At 70.9% G+C, this 24838-nt stretch carries 21 protein-coding genes and 1 pseudogene; 13 read left to right on the forward strand and 9 right to left on the reverse strand.

Features of this window, described 5'->3' with window-relative positions; all coding sequences use genetic code 11:
• Positions 1–13: 13 nt before the first annotated feature.
• Positions 14–1879 carry a WD40 repeat domain-containing serine/threonine protein kinase gene (locus L6E17_RS23425; RefSeq protein ID WP_236242712.1) on the forward strand — a complete coding sequence of 622 codons (1866 nt, stop codon included), beginning with the start codon at positions 14–16 and terminating at the stop codon, positions 1877–1879.
• Positions 1880–2605: 726 nt separating this feature from the next.
• Positions 2606–4705 carry an NACHT domain-containing protein gene (locus L6E17_RS23435; RefSeq protein ID WP_236242713.1) on the forward strand — a complete coding sequence of 700 codons (2100 nt, stop codon included), beginning with the start codon at positions 2606–2608 and terminating at the stop codon, positions 4703–4705.
• Between the two features lie 387 nt (positions 4706–5092).
• Here the strand turns inward: L6E17_RS23435 and L6E17_RS31625 are convergent, their stop codons facing one another.
• Positions 5093–5455 carry a DUF4259 domain-containing protein gene (locus L6E17_RS31625; protein WP_374109121.1) on the reverse strand — a complete coding sequence of 121 codons (363 nt, stop codon included), beginning with the start codon at positions 5453–5455 and terminating at the stop codon, positions 5093–5095.
• Between L6E17_RS31625 and L6E17_RS23440 the strand changes: the two genes are divergently transcribed.
• Together L6E17_RS23440 and L6E17_RS23445 are read left to right on the forward strand one after the other, a co-directional pair.
• Complete coding sequence (locus L6E17_RS23440) at positions 5444–6922, forward strand: hypothetical protein (RefSeq protein ID WP_374109122.1); 1479 nt, start codon at positions 5444–5446, stop codon at positions 6920–6922. The two genes, L6E17_RS31625 and L6E17_RS23440, sit on opposite strands and share 12 nt — an antisense overlap.
• A gap of 43 nt (positions 6923–6965) precedes the next feature.
• Positions 6966–8060 carry an IS630 family transposase gene (locus L6E17_RS23445; RefSeq protein WP_236239806.1) on the forward strand — a complete coding sequence of 365 codons (1095 nt, stop codon included), beginning with the start codon at positions 6966–6968 and terminating at the stop codon, positions 8058–8060.
• A gap of 532 nt (positions 8061–8592) precedes the next feature.
• On the opposite strand, the gene L6E17_RS23450 is transcribed toward L6E17_RS23445, so the two are convergent.
• The gene (locus L6E17_RS23450) at positions 8593–10095 is read right to left on the reverse strand and encodes a hypothetical protein (protein WP_236242715.1); all 1503 of its coding nucleotides are present in this window, start codon (positions 10093–10095) and stop codon (positions 8593–8595) included.
• Positions 10096–11256: 1161 nt separating this feature from the next.
• On the opposite strand from L6E17_RS23450, the gene L6E17_RS23455 reads away from it, so the two are divergent.
• Positions 11257–12258 carry an IS630 family transposase gene (locus L6E17_RS23455; RefSeq protein ID WP_236240391.1) on the forward strand — a complete coding sequence of 334 codons (1002 nt, stop codon included), beginning with the start codon at positions 11257–11259 and terminating at the stop codon, positions 12256–12258.
• A gap of 70 nt (positions 12259–12328) precedes the next feature.
• On the opposite strand, the pseudogene L6E17_RS23460 reads toward L6E17_RS23455, so the two are convergent.
• The 3 genes and pseudogenes from L6E17_RS23460 to L6E17_RS23470 form a co-directional block, all read right to left on the reverse strand.
• Positions 12329–13298 (reverse strand): annotated as a pseudogene (locus tag L6E17_RS23460) (TniB family NTP-binding protein).
• A 74-nt stretch (positions 13299–13372) separates the two neighbouring features.
• Complete coding sequence (locus tag L6E17_RS23465; RefSeq protein WP_374109123.1) at positions 13373–15487, reverse strand: Mu transposase C-terminal domain-containing protein; 2115 nt, start codon at positions 15485–15487, stop codon at positions 13373–13375.
• Positions 15484–15768, reverse strand: a complete 285-nt coding sequence (locus tag L6E17_RS23470; RefSeq protein WP_236242717.1) for a hypothetical protein — start codon at positions 15766–15768, stop codon at positions 15484–15486. Before L6E17_RS23470 ends, L6E17_RS23465 begins: the two co-directional genes overlap by 4 nt.
• A gap of 57 nt (positions 15769–15825) precedes the next feature.
• On the opposite strand from L6E17_RS23470, the gene L6E17_RS23475 reads away from it, so the two are divergent.
• From L6E17_RS23475 to L6E17_RS23495, 5 genes are all read left to right on the forward strand, one after another.
• A complete protein-coding gene (locus tag L6E17_RS23475) occupies positions 15826–16710 on the forward strand; it encodes an IS3 family transposase (protein ID WP_236242718.1) in 885 nt (294 codons plus the stop codon).
• An 868-nt stretch (positions 16711–17578) separates the two neighbouring features.
• Entirely contained in the window at positions 17579–17719 is a 141-nt protein-coding gene (locus L6E17_RS23480) for a hypothetical protein (protein WP_236242719.1), read from the forward strand.
• A 69-nt stretch (positions 17720–17788) separates the two neighbouring features.
• Positions 17789–18073, forward strand: coding sequence for a hypothetical protein (locus L6E17_RS23485; protein WP_236242720.1), 285 nt, complete (start codon positions 17789–17791; stop codon positions 18071–18073).
• Positions 18070–19164, forward strand: coding sequence for a hypothetical protein (locus L6E17_RS23490; protein WP_236242721.1), 1095 nt, complete (start codon positions 18070–18072; stop codon positions 19162–19164). Before L6E17_RS23485 ends, L6E17_RS23490 begins: the two co-directional genes overlap by 4 nt.
• Positions 19061–19846, forward strand: a complete 786-nt coding sequence (locus L6E17_RS23495) for a zeta toxin family protein (protein ID WP_236242746.1) — start codon at positions 19061–19063, stop codon at positions 19844–19846. Before L6E17_RS23490 ends, L6E17_RS23495 begins: the two co-directional genes overlap by 104 nt.
• Here the strand turns inward: L6E17_RS23495 and L6E17_RS23500 are convergent.
• Entirely contained in the window at positions 19810–20085 is a 276-nt protein-coding gene (locus L6E17_RS23500; protein WP_236242722.1) for a hypothetical protein, read from the reverse strand. The two genes, L6E17_RS23495 and L6E17_RS23500, sit on opposite strands and share 37 nt — an antisense overlap.
• Before the next feature lie 208 nt (positions 20086–20293).
• On the opposite strand from L6E17_RS23500, the gene L6E17_RS23505 reads away from it, so the two are divergent.
• Entirely contained in the window at positions 20294–22729 is a 2436-nt protein-coding gene (locus L6E17_RS23505) for an ATP/GTP-binding protein (protein ID WP_308315926.1), read from the forward strand.
• Positions 22620–22976 carry a hypothetical protein gene (locus L6E17_RS31165; RefSeq protein WP_308315927.1) on the forward strand — a complete coding sequence of 119 codons (357 nt, stop codon included), beginning with the start codon at positions 22620–22622 and terminating at the stop codon, positions 22974–22976. The genes L6E17_RS23505 and L6E17_RS31165 overlap by 110 nt, the downstream gene beginning before the upstream one ends.
• Before the next feature lie 78 nt (positions 22977–23054).
• Here L6E17_RS31165 and L6E17_RS23510 read toward each other — a convergent pair whose 3' ends face one another.
• The 3 genes from L6E17_RS23510 to L6E17_RS23520 all read right to left on the reverse strand — a co-directional run bounded on the left by L6E17_RS23510 (position 23055) and on the right by L6E17_RS23520 (position 24123).
• Entirely contained in the window at positions 23055–23294 is a 240-nt protein-coding gene (locus L6E17_RS23510) for a hypothetical protein (protein WP_236242723.1), read from the reverse strand.
• A 203-nt stretch (positions 23295–23497) separates the two neighbouring features.
• Positions 23498–23842 carry a hypothetical protein gene (locus L6E17_RS23515; RefSeq protein WP_236242724.1) on the reverse strand — a complete coding sequence of 115 codons (345 nt, stop codon included), beginning with the start codon at positions 23840–23842 and terminating at the stop codon, positions 23498–23500.
• A gap of 29 nt (positions 23843–23871) precedes the next feature.
• Positions 23872–24123, reverse strand: coding sequence for a hypothetical protein (locus L6E17_RS23520; protein WP_236242725.1), 252 nt, complete (start codon positions 24121–24123; stop codon positions 23872–23874).
• Between the two features lie 130 nt (positions 24124–24253).
• Between L6E17_RS23520 and L6E17_RS23525 the strand changes: the two genes are divergently transcribed.
• Entirely contained in the window at positions 24254–24610 is a 357-nt protein-coding gene (locus tag L6E17_RS23525) for a DUF6300 family protein (RefSeq protein WP_236242726.1), read from the forward strand.
• Positions 24611–24838: the final 228 nt, after the last annotated feature.

Raw genomic sequence — 24838 nt, forward strand, 5'->3', positions numbered from 1 at the left:
GATGCTGCGGCCCTTGGGCGCGGGTGGCATGGGGCAGGTGTGGGAGGCACGGGACGAGACACTGCAACGGCCTGTCGCCGTCAAGGTGGTCTCGCTGCTGGCCGGCGGCGGCAGCCGGGGCGACGAGGCGCGTGCCCGCTTCCTGCGAGAGGCACGGATCACCGCGGCCCTCCAGCACCCGTACATCGTCACCGTCCACGACCTGGGTGAGGCGCAGGCCGAGGACGGGCGGACGCCGTTCCTGGTCATGGAACTGCTCCGCGGGGAGGGCCTGGAGGTCGCCTTGCGCCGCGGGCCTGTCGCGCAGGAGGCCGCCGCACGCTGGGGCGCGCAGGTCGCCGACGCCCTCGCGCAGGCGCACGCGGCCGGGGTCCTGCACCGCGACGTCAAGCCCGCCAACATCCTGATCACCGCGGCCGGCACGGTGAAGGTCCTCGACTTCGGTATCGCCCGCGCCGCCGACTCATCCGCGGGTGGCGGCCGCCTCACCCGCACCGGGTTCATCGTCGGCACACCGCAGTACATGGCGCTCGAGCAGGCACGCGGCTACCCCGAGGCGCGCAGTGACCTCTACGCGCTGGGCTGCGTGCTGTTCGAGATGCTCACCGGACGGCTGCCGTTCGACGCCCCCGACGCCATGGGCCACCTGACGGCCCACCTCACGCAGGAACCGCCTGCTCCCGGCTCGCTCGCCCCGGCGGTCGCACCCGCCTGGGACGAACTGGTGCTCACCCTGCTGAGCAAGGAGCCCGAGCGGCGGTTCGGGTCCGCCACCGAAGTCGCCGCCGCCCTGCGGCGCCTGGAACGGGGCATGGCCTACACCCCCACGCGGGTGTCGCCACCGGCGTCCCCCGCGTCGCCGCCGCGCACGGCTGTCCCCGCGCCGCCGCGGCCCGCTACCGCCGCAACGCCGCGGCCCGCCACCCAGTCCGCCGGGCCGCGCCCCCGCGGCGCGACCCTCACCGCGGACAGGGGCGTCACCGCCGTCGCGTTCTGCTGCGGCGGCGACCGCGTCGCCTACGCCATGGACAACGGCACCGTCGTCGTCACCGACCTGGCGGGGCGGCAGCGCTACGAGATCACCCACCGCGCCGGCTGGCGCGAGACCGCGCGCCTTGCGGCCAGCCCGGACGGCACCCTCCTTGCGACCGTCCGGCGCCCGGACAAGGCGCTGAGGCTGTGGGACGCGGCAACCGGCGCCGGGGTACTGGCCATCGAGCACGCAGAGAAGGCGCACCACCTGGTGTTCGGCCAGGGCGCGGCCCGGATCGCCTCCGCGGGGGGCGACCGGGTGCAGATCTGGGACACCCGTACGGGCAGGCTCGTCCTGAGCGCCAGGGGCCGCGCGGCCGGGCCCAGGGACGCGGCGTTCAGCCCGGACGGCACCCGACTGGCGGTGGGCGCGCCGCGCTCGGTGTCCGTCCTGGACGCCACCGACGGCAGACCGCTTGTGGACATTCCGCTCGACAAGGCCATGGTGGCACCGGGAGCGATGGCGTTCAGCCCGGACGGGGCACGACTGGCCGTGCCGGTCCTGCTGCAGCGCCCGAGCATCAGCCAAGGCGCCGCGGTGGTGGACTCCTACACCGGCCGCAGACTGCTCACCTTGCACCTGGACGAGGCGCTCGACACCAGGGTCCGCGTGGCTTTCAGCCCCCTCGGCGACCGAATCGCGACCAGCGGCGGCCGCCGCGCCTGCCTGTGGGACGCCCGCAGCGGCGCCCTGCTGCTGCAGGTGCCGTCGCCGGCCACGTCCGTCCACGACGCCGCGTTCAGCCCAGACGGCACGATGCTCGCGACCGCGGACGCCGACCGCACCGTCCGGGTCCGCGAACTCCCCCCGCCACACCCTCCCGCCACGCCCGCACACGACAGGTGAAGCGGCCCTCACCTGCGGCGGCGGGGCAAGCGGCGGGAGGGCAGCTACGACGACTGCGACGACTACGACGACTGCGACGACTGCGACGGCGAGACCCCGACCACCGCCACCGCCACCGCCACCGGCCTGAGCCGGCCGCGCGAGCATGCCCCGGGACCGGAGCGCCCTCAGCTTCGGCCGCGGCAGCTGCCGCCGGCCTTCGGGCCGCCGGGCCGACCGCACACCGACGCTTCACCGAGTGGAGTGCTGCCCGGGTCCGGGCCGGGTCGCACCGCGTCACTCTCGACGGACCGAACGCCCGCAGAGGCCTGGACCAGTCGCCCTGCCCGATCGACGCGTGAAGAGGGGCGCCCTGAAAAGGGGCCCGCTACCGTGGAGGCCACGATCTTGCGGGGGCGGACGAAGACCGGGCGGCGGAAAGCCGGAGAGGGGGCCGCGTGGGAGTACGGGGGGACGCGCGATGGTGGCGGGTGGGGGCCGTGCTGGGCCTCGCGGCGGTGATCGCCGGAGCGGTCGCCCTGTTCCGTTCGCTGCCGCGGGGGGACGTGGACCCGTTCGGCGCGCTGATGGGAGGGCTGGGCGCCCTCCTCGCGGGCCTGGGGCTCGTGTTCACCGTCCGGCAGTATCTGCGGGAGCGGGAGAGCGGCGCGGAAGACGCGCTCGCCAAGGCCGTCCGCATGCACGAGCGGAGCCAGTACGACAACGTCCTCGGACCGCAGGGTCGTCATGCCGGTCCGGTTCCGCTTCACGTCGCCGCCCGGTGGCCCGGAGGACCGGCGGGAGTCCGTCTCCGAGGCGGAGTGGGAACGCGTCGCGGACCTCTATCTGGCGCTGCCGGACAGCAGCGGCCGGCGGCTCGTGGTCACCGGCGGGCCGGGCAGCGGCAAGTCGCTGCTCGCCAAGGCCCTCACCCTGCGACTGGCGGACCGGCACGCGGAGGGCGCGTGCGGGGTCCCCGTCCTGCTGCCGCTGTGGTCGTGGTCCGGCACCCCGAAGGGGGTGCGCCCCGCGGACGAGGGCTTCCACAAGGCCTTCCGGAGCTGGCTGGTGGAGCAGGTGTCGGGAACGTACGGCCGGTCCCCGGCGCTCGTGGAGCGGGTGATCGACGACGCGGTCCTCGTGCTCGACGGACTGGACGAGATGGACGGGCGGGAGGACACCGCGCGGCCGCGCGCGCGGGCGATGCTCACCTATCTGCGCGAGAACCGGCGGCGGCCGGGGAACGTGGTCGTCACCTGCCGGAGAAGCGCTTACGAGGACCTGGACGGCTCGGTCCCGCTCGCGGGAGCGGCCCGGGCCGAACTCCTCGACGTGCCGGCCGAGACGGCGCTGTCGTACCTCCGGCGGCAGAGCGCCTGGCTGGACGGCGGCGGCTCCGACCGCTGGGACCCCCTGCTGGAAGACATCCGCGCCTCCCCCGACGGGCCGCTGGCCCGGGAACTGGGCACGCCCTGGCGGCTGACGCTCGTGGCGCACGCCTACCGCGCCCAGGCCGACGAAGGCCCGGGGGATCGCCGGGACCCCGCCGAACTGGTGTCCCGGTGGGGCCATCAGGCGCTGCTGCGACGCTTCGAGGCGGGTTCCGCGGACCGGCTGCCGTCCTGGCGGTGGAGCATGATGCCGCTCCGGGAACGGCTCCGCACAGCCGAGGACTCACCCCTCGCTGAGGAGATGCGGGCCGAGGCCGAGGAGTACCTGATGTCGCTGTACGTGCGCTCCGCCCTGGAATCGCACCCGGGTCCGCGCCGCCGCTACGACGCCGAGCGGGTCGGCGCCTGGCTCGCTCTGCTGGCCGGCCACCGGGAGATCGCGGTGGACAGCCTGGCCGGGCGGCAGGCCTCCCTCCAGGACTTCGTCCCGGCCCGGGCCTCTCTGGTGCCGCACCGCCTGTGGCCCCTGGGCGGCCGACGCCTGGTGCGTGTGGTGGACGCCGCCCTGGCCGCCGCCGTGGCCCTTTTCGTCACGGGGCTCGCGTTCGGCACCGTGGGACTCACCGCGGACCTGGCTCTGTGCGCGCTGCTGATCCTGGCCACCGGGCTCTCCGCCATCGAGGCGTGGCGTGAGGACCTGTCGCGTGTGGGCGTGCTGCACGTCGGCGCGCCCGGGCGCCTCCTGGGTGTCCCGGCCCACCGCCTCGTCAGGATCGACCGGTTGATGTTCGGCCTGTTCGGCGGCAGCGGTTACGGACTGGCGGTGGGGTATCACCTGGTGGGCGCAGCGGGGACGGGGCCGGCGGACCTGTCCGCGGCCGTGTGGGCGGCGGCCGCGGGCGCCGTGCTCGGCCTGCTCGTCGCGGGCCCCTGGTCGGTCGAGACCTGGAGCACCGTCAAGGGAGGGGCGCACGGCAGGCGCTATCACGTCTTCCTCGTGTGCGCGGCCATGCGGCGGCGCCTTCCGCTGCGACTCGGGCGTTTCCTGGACTGGGCGCACGAGGGCGGCCTACTGCGCGTGGACGGTACGTCCTACCGCTTCCGCCACGACGAGTTCGAACAGTACCTGTGGCGGCGTCACTGGCGCTCGCGCCTGGTCCCGGCGGCCGTCGAGGCCGCGCTGCGGGTACTCCGGGGCGCGGACGGCGCCCCGGACCGACCGACCGCGGCGCGCCGGATACGAGAGGGGGTCCGCGAGTTCGAGGAGTACCGCCGGGCTCTGCCGTCGATATGCCCACGCAGTGTCACCAGGGCCGCTCGCGTGGCCGAGGAAGAGCTCGCCTCGTGGGCCGCACGGCTCGATTCCGCCAGCGCCGCGGCCGAGGTGGCCGAGCAGCGGCGACTCGCGCGGCGGGCGGTCCTAGCCCTCCACGAGGCGGCGGAGCCCCTGTGCTGACCTCCGGCTCCGCGCTGCTCGACAAGGCCGAGCAGCTGGGCGTCGAGCGGCTCGGCACCGGCGTTGTCCGGCGCCGAGCCGTGTGCCGTGTCGGGGTGACGGTTGGCCGTGTCCTGCACCCCGTGGGCGCATCGGGCTACCCGGTGCTGGCTTTGTTCAAGGGCAGCGGTTTTGGCACGACTTTAGTGAAGCGGTCACGACGAGTGATCAGCGGGTGTTTCGAGTGCTGGGAGAATCTGTCGCACTTCCAGGCGCCACTGATCGGCGCCGGCGCTGTCCACCCAGCCGGTTGCCACTCTGATCCGTTCTGGAGAACCCGGTCCGGTGCGAGTCTCGCCGACGCGCGAAGTGAGGCCGGTAGTTCGGGCAGTGGTTCCCTGGGGCCGGTCATCGGGGGTCAATCACGTTGGGGCTGCACGGGAGGGTGCTGGCGAGGAGAACACCGGCGGCAACGGCTTCGGCCCCGTCTCCGCCATCGACGCGCTCTCCCGAGTCGGTGACTCGCTGGAAAGTCCGCTCCAGCACGTCGATGACCTGCTGGGGAGTGAGTCCCTTGAGTTCATCGACGAAGTCTGCGGCGAGGTCACTATCGAACGGGCCGGTTCCCCACGTTCCCATGCATGGCTCCTGATACGGCCGTCGGGCTGGCGGGCGGGCTTGGTGGCGCCGAGGCCGATCATTCGCTGCTCGGCGGCCTTCACGCCGGGGAAGGTCGTATGGCTGCCGCACTCCACCGCCGTGCACCGGCATCTGGTGCTGGAGGAGGCATGGCAGATCCTCCTGTCCCCCGCCACCGCGAGCCTGATTCAACGGCTGCTGAAGAACAGCCGGAAGGCAGCGCTGTCGCTGGACGTGCTCATGCACACGCTGTCCGACCTCGGGGAAGGGCGGGCACGGGACCTGGCGCGTCTGTGCGAGATCGCGCACGTGGGGCGGTTGGGCCCCGAGGAGGCCGCGGCCGTCGGCACGCTGCTGGGCCTGCCCCCGTGGGCCGTGGACGCCATTCCCAGCCTGGACCCGGGCCAGGCCGTGTGGAAGGTCGGCCCCGGCTACGTCGACATCGTCCAGACCCTCCTGGACTCCGAAGAGGCGGCACTGACCGACACCTCCACCCGGCGCCGCAGGGCGCAGGGCACCGACATCGAGGACGTCGCCGCCGTCGAGGACGACGCCCACGACGTCGCCGCCGTCGAGGACGCAGAGCAGCCCGCCCCGGCCGCCCCGGCTGCTCCCACCACCGCCCACGAGAACGGGGAGCAGGAGGAAGACCAGCCGGCCCCCGTCGACCAGGAGGACGACCAGGACCAGGACGGCGCGGCCGAGAGTGAGCAGCCGCAACCCGGGATTGTGCTCCCCGACGACCGGCACCGAAGCGTCCTGCAGGCCGCTGCGGAAGGGCGCTTCAGCGAGGCTGCCGACCTGGCCGCCATCGGAGAGCGCGATGACATCACCACCCACGGCATCACCTCCGACCAGGCCGCCCTGTGGCTCGTCACCAGGGCGCACGTGGCCGAACTCCGCAAAGACCACGACCAGGTCGCACGGCTGCGCGCTACCTTCACCAGCATGGGCAAAGAGATAGAGTGGTATGAGCAACAGCCCACCACCGCGCCAGCCTGGCACCAGACCGCCGACCCGCAGCCCGCCCCCGCTGCGCCCGCGTCGGCCGACCCTGCCGCCCCTCCGCGGCGCCGCCGGCGGACCTGGCCGTACCTCGTGGCCGCCGCCGCCCTGGCCCTGGCCCTCGTAGGCGTGCACCGCACCGCCGAGCGGCAGCAGCACGCCCAGGAGCAGCAGGCCAAGGCCGCCGCCCACAAGGGCTACGCCGCGGCCGATATCACGATCGACGGCGTCACCACCGAAACCAGCGGGGACTGGGCCAGAGACGGCACCTCCGTCATCGTCAGTGCATGGGTCCACCCCAAGGAGGACCCCACCCTGGTCCGTGTCGAGGCGGCCGGACAGAAAGCGGAAGAGAAGATCAACCCCGCCCCCGATGCGGTGATCCTCCCGACGCTGGTCCACGTGGAAGTCAGCGTCCCCATTGACGACCGATCAGAATCGGTGAAAGCGAAGTTCTCTGTCAGTGGTCCGAACGCCAAACCCGACGCACGCCCCGCCGTTCGTACCATTGAGTTCCGCCCGGACGGAACCGCCGTCGACGCGGAAAGCGGAGAACGGCTGACGGGAAAAAAGCAAACGACTAGTGTCTCGTGATTCCGTTGGCGTTACTTGATCCTGTGTGGCAGGGTCGCTTGGTGTGGAGCTCTCTGTAGAACAGGCCGCCGTGTTGCGGGAGTTGGTAAATAGCCCGGACGTGCCCGCCGACATAGCGACGCGGGGCCGGATCGTGCTGTGGTCGAGCGAAGGCCGTCGCCGCAAGGACATCGCTGAACTGCTTGGCGTATCCCTGCCGACGGTGGACCGCTGGAAGCGGCGTTATGTCGAGCTCGGACTGGCTGGGCTGGAAGGCGACCGGCCCGGCGGAGCCCGGGAACAAGTGCCGGCGCGGGTGCGGGCCCGCGTGATCGCGCTGACGCGCATGACGCCGCCGGACGGCACCGGCCTTTCGCACTGGTCCACGCGCGAGTTGGCGAAGTACCTGAGGCGGACCGAGAACATCACCGTGTCCTGGCACTACATCGCGCGGATCTGGCGGGAGGAGAACCTGAAGCCGCACCGCTCCGGCACCTTCAAGCTTTCGAAAGACCCCGCGTTCGCGGCGAAAGTGGCCGATGTGATCGGCTTGTATCTGGCCCCGCCGGGCGGCGCGGTGGTCCTCTCGATCGATGAGAAGACGCAGATCCAGGCCCTGGACCGGACCCAGCCGGTGCTGCCGGTCGCCTTCGCGGCGAGCGAGAAGCGCACCGCCGACTACGTCCGGCACGGCACCACAAATCTGTTCGCTGCCCTGAACGTGACCACCGGCGAAGTACTTGGCGAGTGCAAGCCGACCCGGAACGGCAAGGACTTCCTGGCCTTCTTGAAGAAGGCGGTGAAGCCGCACGCCGGGAAGGACATCCATGTCGTCCTGGACAACCTCTCCACGCACACCACTCCGGAGGTCAGGGAGTGGCTGGCCAAGAACCCGCACATCCACTTCCATTTCACCCCCGTCGGCTCCTCGTGGCTGAACCAGATCGAGATCTGGTTCGGAATCCTGACCCGGCAGTCCATCCGCCGCGGCACGTTCTCCAGCGTCAACGTCCTGATCAAGCAGATCCGTGACTACATCAGCTCCTGGAACGCGACGGCGAAGCCGTTCACCTGGACCGCGACTGCCGGCGAGGTCCTTGCGAAGGTCAAACTCGTCGCGACCAACGTGAAGAAACTCGTCAATAACAACTCGAACTGACATGAACAGGATCACGAGACACTAGCACGCACAGTACATTTGACGACTCATGGCCCCGGACGCTAGGTTCCGGGGCCATTCTCATTCCTGAAGAAAGAGAGAACATGGAAGACACCGATTTGTGTGACAACTGCGGGGAGCCCTGCGGAGACGCGTGGTGCGGGAAATGCCAGGGCTGCGGAGGCGAGTTGGAAGAAGACCACGTGTGGCCCAACCCCTGCATCAAGTGCCGAGTGGCGGCGCTCCGCAGGGAAGCAGCCGAACCACTCCCGTTCGACGTATAGCAGCGGGCCGCCTGCCGCTCCCCAGTAGGGCGCCCGACCGATCGGCAGGACAGCGTCCGACCCTGCGTCCGCCAGGGTGGCTGCATAGGCGAGAACGGAGAACGTTCGTAGACGAGTTACAGGAGCAGTCGTTTGTTGCTGGTGCCGGGAATGTTGATGAGATTCAGAAACGCTTGTCTGGCGTGTCGGCGCCAGTCGATGGCCGACGGAGGTTGCCATACCTGTGATCGCTGGGTGGGCGTTGTCTCTCAGCGTCGGGCCGCCGGCGGCGGGGTGGCGGCGGCGTTCAGGCAGCGGTCGAGGAGTGCGTGCATGCGGGGGATGGGGAGGGACGGGTTGGCTGCAGCACCCTCTGCGGTGCGGGGGTCGGCAAGGAGGGCCTCCAGGGCCTCCGGCGTCAGGCTCGGGTTTGCGGCGGCTGCCCGGCACACTGACTCGTCGGGGTCTTCCACCGGGGGTTTGGTCAGGTTGGGGTCGGCTGCGGCCAGGGCGCGCACCTGTGGATCCGGGTGGCCTATGAGGTGGGTCGTGCCGGTGCGCGGGAACGCGGGCAGGGTCAGTAGGTGGGGGCGGTGGGCCGGGCGGGTGACGAAGACGTCCAAGAGCAGGTGTGGTGGAGCCAGAGGGTGGTGGCAGGCCAGCCGGATCCTCACCTCCTCGTCGTCGTCCTGCGAGAGCGTCTCGACGAGTTCCGCGGGCAGGCCGGGCCAGCTCGCCGCGACCCGGCGGAGCACCGGTTCCTCGGACGCCGCGCAGGCGGCGAACCAGTCGGGGGACGGCTCGGTCGCCTGCTCGGTGATCGGGCAGGTGCAGTCCGGACCGTGACCGATGACCCTGTGGATCGCCCAGTACTCGGCCCAGGTGCGGGGGAAGGGGTGGAGGCGTGCGCGCATCCGCACGTCCTCGTTCGGGTCCTTCCTCAACTCCGCGACCACGTCCGGTCCCAGGTCGGGCCGGGCGGCGACCAACGCGCGGACCTCGGCCTCGGGGTGACGGGCCAGCCGGGCGACCGCGTAGGCCGGGGTATGGCGGTTCCAGGTCAGGGGATGCACGGTGCCGTCCGCGAAGCACTGCTCGACGAGCGCGGGAGACAGGGCGCAAGTGCCGAGCACGAATCCCTTGCTGTGCGAACCGATGGACGGCAGCTTGGCCTCCACCCGTTCCGGGTCCAGCTCCCAGCTGCTGTCCTGCGCCGCTTCACGGACCGCAGGGTCTGGATCGTTGAGCAGCCCCGCCCGCTGCGCCGGGGTGAGCGACTGCCACCTCCAGGTGGCCCGTATTCGGAGTTCGGGGTGCTCGCGGTCGGCCATGGAGCGGGTGAAGGACAGCGGGATCTGCCGGGACGAGTCGAGCTCCCACATGATCTCGTTCTCGGTGAGTATGCCGTCCTCGCCCCCATCCTGGGCGGTCAGGAAGGTGACGAGGATGTCGTCCGGAAGCGGTCGGACCCATCGGGGACGGGGGCTGGGGCCGCCGGCGAGCCACCCGCGGACGATCCCCGACGGGTCCGTCGCCAAGGGGGCGAGTCGTGCGGGGTCGATGTGCCGGTTGCGGGCGAGCGCGCGACGGATGACTTCGGCCGGATGGCGCAGGGCAGCGTCGATCACGGCGTCGGGCAGGTCACGACCCTCGCTCATCAGCGGGCCGGTCTCACCGGCCGCTCGATCCACCAGGCGTATCAGTACGTCGGAGGGCGCTGCCGGATTGAAGGCGATGCCGCGCAGCCACAGCGTATGGAGAGAGTCGGACACCGCCTCATCATGCCACCTCGCCTCCTGGACCGAGCCGCCCGGCGACTACCTCGTCGGCTGATACTCCGCAGGCTTCGGTCCATGTGGCAAGCGCCATGCTCATCGCGCGCACGCTGACCGTATGCGGCACACCGCCAGGCTCCGCATCCACCCACGCCGGCGGATGCATGGCATTCCTGGCAAGTCAAGCAACCGGGCGTTGCTCAAACTCAGCTACATCGTCTTCCGCCCCCACGGGGTGTTCTCGCACTTGGGCAACAAACGCTCTCGCCACTGACCGACAAAGCCAGCCAGGGCCGGCACGGGTGCGGCCCCGTGGAAGTTCTCGCGTTGTTGTCCGGGGTGGTTCTCGTTTCGATGTCCAGTAGAGGGTGCGGGGTGGGTGAGGTGATCGGTTTGTTTGCTGGGGTGTTCGGGGCGGTGGTCGATGGGGCTGAGGGCGGACAGGGAATTGAGGACAGCTGGTCGGTGGCTGAGGATTAGCTGGTCAGCGGGGTGATACCTCCAATGGGGTAGGGTCCTTCCTTGATCATTCTCGGTGGGCGGCTGTGCCTGGGGTGGTGGGGGAGCGCGTGGGGGCTGGGGCGGATGCCGAGGTGTTGCGGCCGGTAGCGGTGCGACGATTGCTGGCGCTTGAGGTGCGGGGAGAGTTGACGGCCGGTCATCGGCGGATGGTCGCTGACACGCTGGGAGTGTCGGAGTGGACGGTGCGCCGGTGGCTCGCCGTGGCGCGGGATGAGGGCCGCCCGGAACGGGCTGAGCGCCGCCGGTTCACTGTTACGCCGCAGCTGGCTCGACTGCTTGCGTTTCATCGAGGGAACGCGGTCGCGTTGCACCGGGAGTTGGTGGCGGAGGCGGCCGTGGCGGGTGGGAAGGCGCCGTCTTTGGCGACGTTTAACGCTCGGAGGGGGGTTTGTTGGTGTGCCGGGTCGTTGGTGGCCTGGGGTGTTGTGGGTTTATTGAGGGGCGGAGTTGGCGGTTCGACGGGGGTGGCCGGGGTGTGTGGGCTGGGGTTATGCGTTCTGTGCTGAGCGGGGCGGGGTTTGTTGTAGGTAGTTCTATTGATCAGAAACGGTTTGGGTTCTGGGTCGTTGGGTGGGTGTGAGCGATCTGGTGGGGGACGCGCGGCATCTGTCGCCGTCGGCGCAGGAGGCCCTGCGGCTGCGGGCGGTGGCCGCTCTGATGGCGGGGCGGGACCGCGAGGACGTGGCGGCAGTGTTCGGGGTGTCGCTGAAGGCGGTCGACGGCTGGTGGGCGAAGTGGCAGGCCGGTGGTCGGGAGGCCCTGGTCATGCGTCCTCGGGGTAAGCCGGTCGGTGTGCACCAGGTGCTCGGGGAGGCCGAGCAGGCCGCGGTGCGGCAGGCGGTCCTGGACCACCGGCCGTGTGACGTGGGGCTTTCCGGTCAGCTGTGGACACGGCGGCTGGTGGGCGAGCTGATCGCGAAGCTGTACCGGGTGCGGCTGACCGAGGTGGGGGTGGGCAAGTATTTGAAGCGATGGGGGCTGTCCTTCCAGCGCCCGGACAAGCGGGCCGTCGAGCAGGACCCCGAGGCCGTCCGGCGCTGGCATGAAGAGACCTGGCCGAAGATCCGCGTGCAGGCGAAGAAAGACGGCGGCGAGATCCTCTTCGCCGACCAGGTCGGCATCCGATCCGACCAGGTCACCGGCCGCACCTGGGGTGAGAAGGGGAAGACGCCCGTCGTGCGGCGGAGCGGGAACCGGTTCTCCGTGAACGCGATGTCGGCGATCAGCACCAAGGGCCGGATGCACTTCATGGTCTTCACCGAGTCCTTCACCGCCGAAGTGATGTGCCGCTTCCTGGGCCGGCTCGCCGGCCACTTCGACCACAAGGTCCACCTCGTGGTCGACGGTCACTCCGCGCACCGCTCGAAGAAGGTCCGCGACTGGCTCGCCGCCCACCCCGATGATGTAGAGCTGCACTTCCTGCCCCCGTACTCGCCCGAGCTGAACCCCGACGAGCTGGTCAACGCCGACCTCAAGCACAGCCTGCCCAAGCAGCACCGGGCCCGCGACCAGGCCGAACTCGCTGCCGAAACCCGCCGCTTCTTCCGCAGGCGTCAGCGTCAGCCGCACATCGTCCGCGGCTACTTCGGTGGCCCACACGTCCGCTACGTCATGGACGAGAACCCCATGAGTTTCTGATCAATAGCGTGTAAAGGCCCGGCTGGTGTTTGTGCTGGTCAGAGCTGTTCTGTCTGCCTGGCAGGTGGGCCTATCGGCCTTGGCGGGGGCGGTGGTGGGTTTCGGCGAGGTGGTCGAGGCGGATGGCTTCGAGTGATCGTTTGGTGATGCGTTCAGTGCCGTCGTGGATGGCGGTGATGGCTGCTTGGCGGATGAGTCGGGTGAGGGATCCGATGCGGCCGGCGGTGCGCTGGTGGAGGTAAGCCGCCGTGGCGGGGGAGCGTGCCGCGTTTGTGGTGTTCGAGGTCGAGGGCGTTTTCGATGTCGGTGATGACGTCGCGGAATGGGTGACGGGTGCCGTGGCGGGCGGGGAGGGGACCGCAGTCGACGAGGGTGGCGCGTCCGGCGAGTTGGGCGCCTCGCACGCCGGTGAACAGGGGTGTGTCGGTGACGTTGATGCCGGCGTAGACGAACGTGGCGGGCAGACGTTCGCTGAGGTCTTTGATCAGATCGGCGGTTTGGGCGCCGGTGGTGGTGCGGGGGTTGAGACGGTGGATCTCGTCGATCATCACCAGCTGTACACCGGCTTGGGTGTAGGTGTGGCAGACGGCGTCGGTGATCTGGGTCTGGGTCATGCGGGCTGTGACGGGGATGCCGAGGTAGCGGGCGAATTCGGTGACGAGGGTTTTCGCGGTCGCGCCGGACGGGACCAGGACATACGCGACGGGTACCACTGCGTGCGCTGATCCGGGCGGTGCGGGGTTCTTGCGGATGTGGGCGAGGTGGCAGGTGCGGCCGACGTTGAGGAGCGCGGTCGTTTTCCCTGCTGCGGCGGGTCCGGTGACGATCAGCGAGGGCCGGGCGGTGGTCTGCTGGTGGCGGCCGAGGATCATCAGGGTGCGGACCTGGGTGGCTAGGGTGTGGATGGCGGGGGTGCGGATGGTGACGAACGCGGAGTGGTAGGCCAGGCGTTCCTCTGTGCTGCGGGGCGGGTCGCCAGGGCGGGGAGGGGTGGGCGGGTCGGTGGTGGCGAAGCGGTGCCAGCCCTGCCAGGTGGTCAGGGGCCAGGACAGCTCGGCCTCGCCGCTGTCGCCGGTGCCGCCTTGTGCGCTGCCCGCGCTTGCCTGGCTCGGGTTCACCATGTGGCGGCTTCCGCGTGCGCGTTGTAGAGCCCGAATCCGGCGGCCGAGGCGGGGCTGACGTCGTCGTCGGGCAGGTCGTCGAGGTCGTCGATGCTGTCGTCGTTGCCTTCGTCGCCTTGCTGCGCAGGGCTGTCGGCGGCTGCTTCGGTGCCGTGGTTCCCATCGCCGGCTGTGGGGAGCGGGATGTGAGCGGTGCGGGCCATGAGGTCCTGCTCCGCTTTGGTGGCGTGGCCGCTGTGGACGCGGCGCATGAGCTGGTCGAGGGCGTCGGCGAGGCTGGCTTCGTACTGCTCGGCGTAACCGTGGTTGCCGTCAACGGCCTGGGTGCGGATGTGCTGCCAGGTCCGTTCGTCGAAGGGCCGGTGGACGTGGTCGCGGTGGATCCACGGAACCTCGGTGAGTTCACCGTCGGGAAGCCGGACCCAGATCTGGCGCACATCGTGGGGGTTGTAGTGGATCTCCCATTTCCCGCCTCTGCCGGCGACAGGGGAGGCCTGGCCGCGGTGCGGGGCGAGGAGATCCGCGTCGTAGGTGCGGTGGTGGATGTTGATGCCGGCGGGGGTGATGGCCTGCCAGCGCACGGGCAGCAGTTCGAGGTAGTCGCGCCCGGTCATTGGGACGGGGACGTGTCCGGCGACGGCGACGAGCGCGGCCCACATCTCATCCGGGGTGAGCGCCTTCCCGGGCATCATCGGGTGGCGCAGGCCTTCGTGGGGCCGGTGGTGGTAGTGCACCAGCCACTCATCGAGGAGGTCCTGCATTTGGGCGACGCTGTAGCAGGCGTCTTTCTCGGTGTCGGGGCCGCGGCGGGTGACGTCGGAGCCGGTGTAGCCGGGCAGGTGCTGGCAGAACAGGGCGTTGATGGACCCGAAGGTCCGCTCGACGATGCCCTTCGCGGTGGGGGCGCGGGGCGGGGCGGGCCGGACGCTGATGCCGAGGGTCTCGCAGGCGGCGGTGAACGCGGCGGAGACGAAGACCTTGCCCCGGTCGACGACGATCGTCTCGGGCAACACGACCGGCCGGGCCGCCGCACCGGCCAGGCGCTCGTCCAGCGTGGCCAGCCGCTGGTGGGGGAGCGTGCGGGCGTGGTCCATGCGCAGGATGTCCGGCCAGGTCGGCCTGGCCGGGTGCGGGACGGCCATCTCCGCCAGCAGCAGGGCCGCGTCGACGGCCTTGGTCGCGCTCGGGCACAGCACGGCGGCCAGGATGGAGCGGGTGGCGACGTCGACGGCGATAGTCAGCTCGGGCCGGGCCAGGCGCCCGTCGTCGAAGAGGGCCAGGACATCCAGGCGGGTGGTGTCGATCTGGACCTGCTCGCCCGGCCGCAGCGCCATGGCGGGGGTGAAAGCCCGCCCCTCGACGCTCGCGGGCACCTGCCGCACCGGACCACTGGGCAGTTCACCGGGGCGGGCGAGGGAGGTGACGAGACGGTACAGCGTGGCCTGCGACGGCACGGGCACCGCACCGGGACCGTGCCGCTCCTTGAGAATCTGGTTGATCAGCGGGAACAGGCCGCTGACAGTGCCCTTGGAACGCCCGCGCCGGCGGCGCAGCGCCTCGCGGACGGCGGCGACGACCCGTTCGTCGGAACGCCCGGTGGGGCTGGAGGCGCGGGTGGTGCGGCGGTCCAGGAGCCCCCACAGGCCCTGTTTGCGGTAGGCCAGGCGCATGCGCTGCACCGTGGTACGCGACACCCGCCCGAACCCCAGGGCGGTCAGCTCCTCAGCCTTGGCCTGCTCCCGCTCGGCCAGCGTGTGCCGTGCGGGGTCGTACTGCTCCCGCACCACTCCACCGCTGCCAGGCCCGTCGGCAAGGCCGCATTCGACCTCCCTCACGTGCCGCTGCCAGGCCAGGGCCTTCTCCCGCGCCGCGGCGGGCGCGGTCTCGAACAGCCCCCACTGCGGGGCCGCCTGCGGCACGTCGGCCCCGATGACGCTGAAGCCGGGATCGGCGAACAGGTACCCGGCGAGCACCGCCTCGCCACCGCCGTCCGGGCCGACGAGGTGAACGGTCTGCCCGGACAGAGCGACCACCTGCCACTTCACGCCGCGGAAACGGACATGCGCCCCGACCTTCACCGCCGGCCGCGCATTGCGCCGCGCGCTCACTTGGCACCTCCCGTCTCGCCCGGACCGTTCCAGTCCCTGGGGCCGACAAGGACGCACTCGTGCAGCGGCGCCTCCAGGTCCGTTGTGAGCTGTCCGTGCCACAGGGCGTGGAAGACGACGGGAAGCACCTCGATCGGGTCACCGACAGCTTCGGCTCCCGCGAGCAGCGGCCGCGGCCGCGTGAACGCCTCCAGAACAGCGGACATCAGGCCCAGACGGCCGACGTTGCGGGGATGGCGGTAGCCGGCCAGCCACTTCAAGCGGGCGAACGAGATCCTCAAAGCGGCGAGTGCGCTTTTTGCCCGGGAGCTCGACCGTCCCCGGACGAGGCCGACCAGGTGATCGAGCACCTCAGGGACAAGGGCCTCGGGGTCGGGTTCGCCTGCCGGGTGCTCGGCTGGTCCGAGTCCGCCTACTACGCCCGCAAGAAGCGGCCGAAGTCCGCGCGCCGGCTCCGTGACGAGCAGCTCATGCCGCTGATCGAGCAGGTTCACTCCGAGTCCGGCGGCACCTATGGGGCCCGTCGGATCACCCGTGCGCTGCGGCGCGAGGGTGTGGTGGTGGCCCGCTGCACCGTTGAGCGGCTGATGGGCGAGCTGGGCCTGGAGGGCGTGATCCGCGGGCAGCGGCGGCGGACCACCGTGCCGGAGCCGTCGGTGCCCCGCCCGCCGGACCTGGTCGACCGGGATTTCACCGCGAGCCGGCCCGACCAGCTCTGGGTGGCCGACATGACCTGTGTCCGCACCTGGACGGGCTGGGTGTATGTGGCGTTCGTCCTGGACGTGTACTCGCGGATGATCGTCGGCTGGCAGGTCGCGAATCACATGCGGACCGAACTCCCGCTGGATGCCCTGGAGATGGCGCTGTGGAGGAGGCGGATCAAGAAGGGCTCCGGCCTCATCCATCACAGCGACAGTGGGTCGCAATACGTATCCATTCGGTACACCGACCGGCTCGCCGAGGTCGGGGCCGCCGCGTCCGTCGGCTCGGTCGCGGACTCGTATGACAACGCGATGGCCGAGGCGCTGAACGGCACCTTCAAGGCCGAGCTGATCGAGATGCAGGGCCCTTGGCGGGACTTCGACCAGGTCGAGCGGGCGATCTTCCAGTGGGTCGCGTGGTACAACGAGGAACGGCTCCACTCAGCCCTCGACTACGTACCGCCCGCCGAGTACGAACGCGACTGGTGGCGACAACAGGAAGCCACCCCGCAGTCCGCCTGAACAAGATCACCAGACTCTACGAAACTCGGGGCAGCTCAAGCAGACGTCGGTACTGTCTGTTGTCAGCGAAGCCAGCCGCTTTGCCATCCAACCCAGTCGAATAGCGGTGATCTCTCGGTATCGCCGCAACGGACGCCGCGGCGATGCCGTTGCCCGTGAGCTGCGCACTCTCGGATGGGACACTTGCACACATGAAAGAGGTGCGCTGCGAGCGATGCGACAACATCATCGGCATGGGGTGCGCCTGCCCTCCTGATGGCAGCGTCCCCAAGGCACACCCGAAGGAAGGGCGTGTTCGACAGGAGTGGCGGCGGTTCCCCGGCAACGCCATCTTGATCAAACAGAATGGTAAGGCGCACGTTCCAGGCGCCTGCGATCACATGACAGAAGACGAGGTGCGCCCCCCGAAGTGGGGTTGGATCCTCGATCCGTCCCCCGGAGATTGGGACCGCATCAGCGAAAGCAGCCCAGCCATCGCCACTGGAGGAAACGCGCAGCTGCGGGCGACGAGCCGGTGCATGACGTGCATGGGGACTCTCGGCGGCTGATGAGCTGCAGGGTGCGCTGTGCTGTGGGATAGCTGACCAGAGGGCCGACGGCTTGCCGTCGACCCTCGTTCGCTTCGTGTTCTAGCCACGCCGGATGCGGCACGACTCGGTTCATGGCAAAACAACTGGGTTCGATGTCAACGGACAGGTACGGCCATCGGCGTGTGCCCAACTGTAAAGGGATCGCAAAACCTCGCGGTTGATGTCTGAACCGGCTGTGCGGCCGTCCTTGGTCCAGGTGAAGGGAGTTCTCCCCACACTGATCAGGAGGCCACCGTGCAGGACACCCCAGCACTCCAGACAGCCGCCCGGCGGCCGGCATGAACATCTCCGACCTGCCGGGTACCGACATCCTCACCGACGCCGACGCCGACGCCGACGCCGACGCCGACGCCAGCGCCTGGGCCACCGCCGCCGCTCCCTACCTAGCGGCCGCCTCCCCGGCCGCCCTGGCCCTGTAGATCTGGTGGGCCCTGCGGCGTGCCCGGCTCGTACGCGCCGCCCTCGCCGACAGGGTCACCGTGGAGGTCGTGCCGACCTCCACGTTCGACCCGAGCGAGGGCGAGGTCGGCCGCTGGGCGCGCCAGCTGGGCCGCATCCACCACTCCGCCGGCGGCGTCCCGGCCCGCGGCTCCGCAGCCCGGCTGCGCTACCGCGCTGAGGGCGGCAAGATGCGCTGCTACCTCGAGGGCCCGGCCACCGCGGCCGCCGTCCTGGCCATGCCAGGGTTCGCCGAGGTGGAAGTGCGCGCACACCGCGCCAAGAAGGACATCCAGCCGGTCCGCTTCCCCGCGTCGCGTGAGGGGGCGAAATGACCGCCACCATCGACGTCGCCAAGCCCACCGCCAGCCCGCGGCCGCCGGCCCGCCGCTACGTGCAGCGCGTCGAGCTGACCCTGGCCCTGCCCGACCGCAAGCCGCTGGCCTCCCTCGGCCTCGCCCCCGACCCGCTTCAGCAGTTGGCCGCCGCGATGGCCTCGGTACGCACCGAAGCCGGTGAACGTGCCGACGTGGTCCTGGACCTGGTCCCCGTCCGCGAACGGCTTCTCAGCCGGCGCCGCCGCCGACTGCTCGCGCAGTCCAGGCGCCGCGGGCCCTCCGCCTATGGCGAGCGTCTGACCGGCGGGCTTGGCGGGGGAGGGGTGTGGGGCTCGGTCACCGCGGCCTGGTCCGGCGGCAAGACCGCCGGCGGCGGCCGCGGTGAGCGGCTGCCCCGCATGACCGACCTGCGAGACGGCGTGGGCAAGTTCGAGCCCTCGGCCGGCGCAGTGTTCGCCGTGCAGCTGCTGCTGCGTACCGAGGCGCCGCACCCGCAGGCCGCTGTGGCCCGTATGAACCAGCTGTTCGCCGCCACCTCCGGCGAGAACTACCTCAAGCCGCGCCGGCCGCGGACCCGCTGGCGGATCGCGCACTTCGACCGGCGGTTCGCCACGGGCGAGTTCGCGCCCCGCAGGCGCCAGTGGCTGACCGTCCCGGAGCTCGCGGGCTTCCTCAAGCCGCCGACGGTGAAGTGCCGGACCTCCAGCGTGGTGCGCTCCGGCGGCCTGGTCCCGCCGGCGCCGTCGGACCTGCCCGTCTACACCGGCCAGCCGAACCTGGTGCCGCTCGGCGCCGTCACCTACCCCGACGGCCGCGAGCGGATCGGCGCCGCCCGGGTGAAGGATCTGCTCTTCGGCCTGCAGCTGGGCAAGTCCGGCCACGGCAAGACCGAGGCCGCGCACCCCGTCGTACCTGAGCGGCATCATCACCCGGCTCGATCCGCGGGCCGTCTACGTGCTGGGGCAGCCCGGGGCGGGCAAGCTCCTGGCCGCGAGGATGGTGCGGCGCGCGATGCGGCCGGGCACGACTCACTTGATCGGCGACGACTTCAAGGCGCAGCATCCGGACTACCTGCGGCTGCTGCGTGAGGACCCCCGCCGTGCCGGAGCGGCGATCCGGGCGGACTACCGGGCCTGGTTCGCCCAGGCCGAGCAGTACGTGCGGGAGCGGCGTGGTGACGTCCTGATCGAGGGCGCGCCAGGCAGCGTCGAGGAGCTGTTCGACAGTGCACTGCCGTACGCGGCCAGCGGCTACCCGGTCGAACTCGTGGTCCTGGCCGTCCGCGAGGCCGACAGCCGTCAGGCCACCGCGCTGCGCTACGCCCGGTCCCTGCAGATCGGCCTCACCCCCAGGTTCACCACCCGGTCGGGGCACCGGACCTGCTTCCACGCGCTCACCGATGTCGTCGCCGCCGCCGAGCGCCACCCGGCGATCGCCGCGATCACGGTGATCCGGCGGGACGGCCGTGCCCTGCTGCGTCACGAGGCCGGCGGCGCCGGGAGCGCGTCATGGGCCCTGGCGGCCGAACGGGCACGCCCGTACACCGAGCAGGAGGCCGCCGCGTTCTTCCGCCTCCACCACGGTCTGTGGCGAGCGCTCCCCCGGCACCGCGACGAACTGCAGGAGATGGTCGAGCTCGCCCGCCCGCTGATGCCGCCCGGGATGCAGCCGGCCCGGATCGACCGGCCGCACCCCTCGCTGGGGCCGCTGCCCGTCACGCTCCGAGGAGCGGCCTACGACGCGTCGAGCTTCTTCAGCCGGGCCGCGTAGACCTCCTTGATCCGGGCCGCTTCCTCCGCATCCGCGGTCGCAAGCTGCTGCTGGTCAGCGAGCGCGGCCTGACGGCCGTCCCGCAGTTCCTCCACCCGCTCCTCATCGGGCACCGGAGCGCGCCGCTCGGCGAGGAGCTGGTCGTTGTACCAGCTCACCACCGCCCGTACGGCGTCAGCGGCCTGCGCCTCGACGCCGCCTTCCAGGCCGGAGAAATCGGGCCTACCAGGGTCGGTCACGCTGACCACCCTCCTTCAGTTGATCTTGAAATGGGACTCGTCATTCTCCTCAACGTCCTCCTTTGCCCCCTGCCCGCGCCACACCGACCGGCACGCGAAGGGCGTGAAGGTGTACTGCCGCCGCGCCTCGATCGGGAGATGCTGGAGGCGAAAGGCCGCTCACCGCGCGTAGGTTGGGCCTGTCGATCAACGGATTCGGGGGACGGACGTGGCGGGAAGGGATCTGCGGGCGCTGTTCAGTACGAACGACCGGCGGCTGGAGGCCGGGGAGGCATTCACCAACCGCCAGCAGCAGTGGGAGATCGTCGCGGCCGCGCTCACCGAGCACCTGCAGCACACTGCCGGCCCAGGCTTCGACGTCGAGGACCTCGAGGCCCCACGCGACAACATCATGGTGTTCCACGGGGTCGGCGGCATCGGCAAGACGACGCTGTCCCGCAAGCTGGAAGCCGCGCTCGCCGGCACCGAGCGCCGGCCCGCGCAGTGGGGCGAACCCACCTGGGCCGGTGAGCGCATCCTGCCCGTGCGGATCGACCTCGCCCGCTCGGCCGGTACCTCCTTCGAGGACCTGGTGCTGACGATCCGGGCCGCGCTCAGCTCCCTCGGCCGCCCACTGCCCGCCTTCGACGTGGCCTTGCGCCGCTACTGGGAGCAGCAGCACCCCGGCGAGCCGCTGGAGGACTACCTGCGCCGCGGTGGCCTGGCCGGACGTTTCGGCAAGGCGATGCCGCAGCAGATGCAGTCGGCGATGGCCGACGTCGCCCAGGCGCTCCTGCTGCCCGGCACCGTCGGCACGGCAATCGGCCAGATCACCGGATCGCTCGTACGCGCGCTGCGGGAGCGGCGGCAGACCGTCCGCGCACTCGCCGAGTGCGCGAGGCTCGCCGACCTGCTGGAAGCCGACCCTGACCTGGAGGCCCTGTCCTTCTATCCGCACCTGCTGGCGTGGGAGCTCGCCCACCTCCCCCCGGCCAGCCGCGTCACTCCGGTGATCCTGCTGGACACCTTCGAGGACGTCGGCGACCGCACCCACCGCGACCTGGAGCGCCTGATCCAGCGGGTGGTGTGGCTCATGCCGAACGCCTTCTTCATCGGTACCGGCCGCTCCCGGGTGCAGTGGGCCGATCCCGCCCTGCAGGGGGAGCTCGACTACACCGGGTCGGCCGCCTGGCCCGGCCTCGCCGCACCCGCCTGCGCGATCCCGGCCGCACGGGCAGCGAGCCCCGTACGGGGGCGTGGGCGGCAGGTGCTGGTCGGGGACTTCTCACCTGAGGACTGCGACGACTACCTCGCCCGCCGGCTCTCCCACGCCGGCCAGCCGCTCATCAGCAGCGAGATCCGCCAGGTCATCACCGGCCGCTCACATGGCCTGCCCCTCTACCTCGACCTGTCGGTGCTCCGCTTCCTGGAGATCCGCCGCACCCGCGAGCCGGTCCCGGCCGACTTCGACCACGACTTCGGCGCGCTGATCGCCCGTACCCTGTCCGACCTGACCCCGGACGAACGCCACGTCCTGCGGTCGGTGTCTTTGCTGGACGCCTTCGACCTCACCCTCGCCACCGCCGCTGCTGGCCTGGCGCACCAGGCACCGGCCCAGCGGCTGATCGAGCGGCCCTTCGTCCGCGAGAACGCCTTCGGACTGTGGCCCTACCACCTGCACGGACTGATCCGCTCCACCCTCCGCAGCGCCGACGATGCCACCGACGACCGCTGGACCGACACCGACTGGCAGCAGGCCGCCACACGCATCCTGACCGCTCTCGGAAACCAGTGGAACGCGACGGCTGGCTCCGTGCCGGACCGGATGCTGCTGGTCGGCTGCCTGCGCCAGGGCCTCACCCTGGCCCGGGACTTCCGTCTCGACCTGGGCTGGCTCACCGACGCCGCCTGGTCCTACGTCAGCGACTCCGTCTGGGAGCCGCTCGCCCCACCTGTCAGGCCAGACGGCACCCTCGGCCTGCAGACGCCGGCCGACGCCCTCGTCGAACTCCTCGCCGCCCTCGCCCGCCGCCAGCACGAGCACCGCTCCGTTACCGCCTCCCGCCTCACCGCCGTCACCCGCAGCCACCTGCTCCCCGACGACCTGCACGAGATGGCCGTCTACTACCTGGCCAAGGCCCACCGCGACCTCGGCGACTCCGCGGCCTCCCGCCAAGGGATGCAACTCGTCGCCGACGGAAACGGCCGCCTCTCGCACGCGGCCCGCCGGGGCCTTGCCCACCTCGCCCGCCTCGCCGGCGACTTCCCCACCGCCTACGACACCGCCCGCACCTTGGGCTGGGTCGGCCGCCAGCACCGCGTCGAAGGCGACATCCACTGGCCCCACGGCGACATGGACCGCGCGGCAGCCGCCTACGCCGCCGCCCGCGACCAGGCCGAGCAGCACAGCATCGCTGGGGAACGCGCCACCAGCCAGGCGCACCGCGCCCTCGTCCTCGCATTCACCGACCCCGACGCCGCCGACGACGAACTCCACCTCGCCGAGCAGCTCCTCACCGGCCTCGACCTACGCGCCACACGCCTCACCGTGCAGATTGCCGCGCTCGTCCGCGACGCCGGCACTCCCCCGCGGCCTCGGGGCTGCCCGCGACCTACGCGCCGAGATCCGCGACGCCGGCATCACCGCTGCCGAAGCCGTCCTTGAACTCGCCCTCGCCTTCCACCACGCCGCCCTCGGCGAGCACCACAAGGTCCGCGCCGTCATCGACCGGCTGCACGTCCTTGCCCGGACCGGCGACTACGCCTACTACGCCGACATCGCCCACTACATGGCTGCCCTGCCCCTGCCGGAGCCTTCGGCTGCCCGCTGGATCACGAGCGAAGACGACGTCCGCGCCGCCTGGCGCAGCCTTGTCCAGGCCCGGCAGGAACGCCTGACCGCCGGGAACTGACCCTGGACACACCGCGGCCCCGACCATGGGTGCCTGGTCGGGGCCGCGGTGTGCAGGCCGGGCACCGGGCCCGGAACGTCAGCCGGCGTCGGGGCGCTGGCCCACGAGTTGGGTGAGCAGCTCGATGATCTGGGCCTGGTTCCGGTCGATCTTCTTGTCGAGCGCCTCGACCTTCTGGTCCAGGTTGCCGATCTGGAGACGTACCGCGGTGAGGTCGGACTTGATGATCCCGAACTCGCGGTCGTGCTTCGCCGCGACCTCCTCGAAGCGCCGGGTCAGGGCAGCGAGCTCGCTGTGAGCGATGGGGTCCTCGGGCACTCTGATACTCCCGCCAGATCATAGAAACCGCAGATAAGAGGACCCCACGATAACGCGCCCCCGAAGCGCCTCGTCCCCGTTCTACGGTGCCGCTGCCGACGACCCCTGTCTCTCAGTCGCTTACGTGTGCGATTCGGAGCGGGTGGCCGAACTCTGCGTTGGAGAGCCGCCCCAGCCGCGGAGCGAGAAGCTGCAACACTCGTCTACACCGTGGGGTCGAGCGGTGCGATGCCCGTGGCAGCGTACAGGTCGGGGACCAGGGACAAGACGGTGACGGGCTCCCCCTCGCGGGCCGCCTTCCAGGCGATGGCCGCGGCATGGGCGACCGGCCATACCGTGTCAGGCCAGGCCATGGCGTCGTCGGCGTGGGCCGCTGTGAACGCGACGCTCTCGGAGAAGCGCAGCCGGGTGGCGTGCTTGCCCGCTCCAGGGACCTGACGCTCGGCGGCGATCGCCGCCAGAGAGGGCACGAGGATCCGGCCGGTACCGCGCGACGCCTCGATGTACAACCCGGTGAAGAACGGGTCCGCCTGGTACAGCGCGGCCAAAGCGGAATGGTCGAGAACCGCTGTCAGGTTCACGCGGCGCGGCCCTGGTGGGCGCGGATCTTCGCCCAGGCGTCCTGACCGGCCTGCTGAACCTGCTCCGTGTAGTCGATACCGAGCTCCCGGGCGGCCTCGGCGGCGCGCTGCTCGCGTTCGACCGCAGTGAGCTCCTTCGACGCGAGCTCCTCGATCAGGTCGGTGATCGTCGTACCGCGTTCCTCCGCCAGCAGCCTCAGCCGGTCGCGGACGGCCTCACTGGTCTTGATGCTCGTCGGCTTGCTCATCCCCCTATTCTACCGCCGGTAGAACTCAGGTCGAAGTCGCAGTCACCCCAGCGGTCAAGGGCCTGCACAGACCTTGACGGCCTCGGCAGCGAAGGATTGGATGGCGCTCCCAGCGATCTAGGGGGCGCTCATGGCCCACGTATCCGTCCAGCGCAGCGACGACCTGCCGCCCTGTTCCCGCTGCAACGGTTCACTCATCCTCGCCGCGACGATGCCCGTGCTCGATGCCTTCGGCAAGCCGATCACACTGGAGCTGTGCCGGGCCTGCGACGCCAGCGACGCCACGGCCGCCGGAGCCCTGGTCCGCTTCTTCAAATCCGGCGGGGGCCAGGACACCACCCGGACCCAGGAGTGCGCCGACCTCGTCCTGGACTTTCAGAAGGAAGCGATGGCCGCACACGGCTACGTCCTCGTCGACAAGCCAAAGGGCACGACGGCCGCCGTGTTCCCGCCGCACACCGGAGCGGCGCCGAAGGGCGTCGGCTGACCATCCGCCCGCGGTGAGCAAGACGTCGAGCCCGGCGTTGGAGGCGCGTGTACTCGATCGGGTGGCTGCACGGGTGCGGCCACCCTTCGTCACGCGCGCAGGGAGATGTCGCGTCTTGACGGAGGAGGGCGGTGGTGTCAGTGGGGCCTCGCACAATGGAGTGCATGAACCGACGTGAGCGCACCCTGTTTGCCCAGATCGAGCAGGACGTGCTCGACGACACTAAGT

It is taken from the genome of Streptomyces sp. CC228A, from assembly GCF_021390935.1.
Lineage (GTDB): Bacteria > Actinomycetota > Actinomycetes > Streptomycetales > Streptomycetaceae > Streptomyces.

Excerpts from the sequence above, each read along its gene's own strand:
- L6E17_RS23435 (WP_236242713.1), top strand. The coding sequence starts at position 2,606 with ATGCCGGTCCGGTTCCGCTTCACGTCGCCGCCCGGTGGCCCGGAGGAC.
- L6E17_RS23490 (WP_236242721.1), top strand. The coding sequence starts at position 18,070 with ATGACCGCCACCATCGACGTCGCCAAGCCCACCGCCAGCCCGCGGCCG.
- L6E17_RS23525 (WP_236242726.1), top strand. The coding sequence starts at position 24,254 with ATGGCCCACGTATCCGTCCAGCGCAGCGACGACCTGCCGCCCTGTTCC.
- L6E17_RS23520 (WP_236242725.1), bottom strand. The coding sequence starts at position 24,123 with ATGAGCAAGCCGACGAGCATCAAGACCAGTGAGGCCGTCCGCGACCGG.
- L6E17_RS23480 (WP_236242719.1), top strand. The coding sequence starts at position 17,579 with ATGAACATCTCCGACCTGCCGGGTACCGACATCCTCACCGACGCCGAC.
- L6E17_RS31625 (WP_374109121.1), bottom strand. The coding sequence starts at position 5,455 with ATGCCGGTGCACGGCGGTGGAGTGCGGCAGCCATACGACCTTCCCCGG.